General features: G+C 72.7%; 1 protein-coding gene. It reads right to left on the reverse strand.

Annotated elements, in window-relative coordinates; translation table 11 throughout:
* Window positions 1-2,045: condensation domain-containing protein (locus ABT122_RS33460; protein WP_351559947.1), on the reverse strand; the 2,045-nt coding region annotated here is incomplete at both ends.

Below are 2,045 nucleotides of genomic sequence, written 5' to 3' on the forward strand. Positions count from 1 at the left end.
CGCACCGAAGGATCAGCCGCCACCTGCTCCAGCACCCGCACCAACCGCTCCGACAACGCCCGCGCCGTCCCCGCGTCGAAAAGATCCACCGCGTAGAGGAGTGCGCCGATCATGCCCGCCGGGCTGCCCTCGTCGTCGCGGTGCTCGTTCAGATCGAGCGCGAGATCCACCCGGGCCGACGCGGTGTCCGACGCGGGTGCGAGCGGGCTGACCTCGATGTCCGGGAGGTCCCAGAGCTTTCCGCGCTCGCGCTGGGCGCCTTGCACGGAGAGGGTGACCTGGAAGAGCGGGTTGCGGCCCATGGAGCGGGCCGGGTTGAGGTCGTCCACCAGCCGTTCGAAGGGCAGGTCCTGGTGGGCGTAGGCGGCGAGGTCGGTCTCGCGGACCCGCGCCAGCAGCTCGCTGAAGGTCGGGTTCTCCGTCAGATCCGTCCGCAGCACCAGCGTGTTGACGAAGAAACCCGCCAGATCATCCAGCGCCGCGTCCCCGCGCCCCGCCACCGCCGCACCGATCGGAACATCGTCCCCCGCACCCAGCCGCGACAGCATCGCCGCCATCGCCGCGTGCACCACCATGAACATCGTCGCCCCACCACGCTGCGCCAGCTCCACCAGCCGCGCATGAGCCCGCGCACCCACCCGCACCTCGGCCGTCCCGCCGCGGAACGTCGACACCGCCGGCCGCCGCCGGTCCACCGGCAGCACCAACTCCTCCGGCGCACCCGACAGAGCATCCCGCCAGTACGCGAGCTGGGCGTTGATCAGACTCTCCTCGTCGTCGAGGTCGCCCAGTTCGCCGCGCTGCCAGAGCGCGTAGTCCGCGTACTGGACCGGCAGCGGCTCCCAGCCGGGCGCCGTGCCCTCGCGGCGGGCCCCGTAGGCAGCCCGCAGATCGCGGGTGAGCACGCCCATGGACCAGCCGTCGGACGCCACATGGTGCACGACGATCAGCAGGACGTACTCAGCGGGACCCGTCACCAGCAGCCAGGTCCGCCACGGCAGATCGACGCTCAGATCGAAGCCGCGCAGCGAGTGTTCGGCGAGGGCCGCGTCGAGGTCGTCCTCACCGGTCTCCACGACCTCCAGCCGGGGGCGGCCCGCCGCGCCTTCCAGGATGTGCTGGCGGGGGACACCGGCCGTCTCGGGGAAGACCGTCCGCAGGCTCTCGTGCCGGTCGGCGATGTCCCCGATCGCGGCCTCCAGCGCCGCGACATCCAGCTCGCCGGAGATCCGCAGGGTCATCGGCAGGTTGTAGCCCGCGCCCTCGCCGACGCCCTCCAGCCGGTTGAGGAACCACATCCGCTGCTGCGCGTACGACAGCGGCAGCACATCCGGCCGCTCCTGCCGGGTCAGGGCGGTACGGGTCCTGGTCTCCGTGCCGTCGATGAGCCGGGCGACCCCGGCGACGGTCGGCGCGGTGAACAGATCCCGGATGCTCACCTCGGCGGCCAGCTCCGAACGAATCCGGGAGACCAGCCGCATCGCGAGCAGCGAGTCACCGCCCAGGTCGAACCAGGAGGCGTCGGCGCCGACCCGGTCCAGTCCGAGGATCTCGGCGAACAGCCCGGCCATGGAGTGTTCCGTCGCGGTCCCGGGCTCCCGGCCGCCGGACAGCGCCTCGAAATCGGGCGCCGGCAGCGCGGCCCGGTCCAGTTTGCCGTTGACGGTGACCGGCAGGGCGTCCAGGACGACGACCGCCGCCGGAACGAGGTGGTCGGGCAGCCGGTCACCGGTGAACTCGCGGAGCGCCGAGGCGTCCGGACCGCCGTCCTGCGTGTCGCCGGCCGGGACCACATAGGCGACCAGCCGCCTGTCCCCCGGCCGGTCCTCGCGGACGACCACCGCGGCCTGGCCGACCGTCTCGTGCGAGGCGATCACGGCCTCGATCTCACCCGGCTCGACCCGGAAGCCACGGATCTTCACCTGCTCGTCCGCCCGGCCCGCGAAGGCAAGCTGTCCGTCGGGAAGCCAGCGGACCAGGTCGCCGGTGCGGTACATCCGGCCGCCGTAGGGGCTCGCCACGAACCGCTCGGCGGTCAGCCCCGG

This window comes from Streptomyces sp. NPDC001985, from assembly GCF_040296845.1.
Classification (GTDB): Bacteria; Actinomycetota; Actinomycetes; order Streptomycetales; family Streptomycetaceae; genus Streptomyces.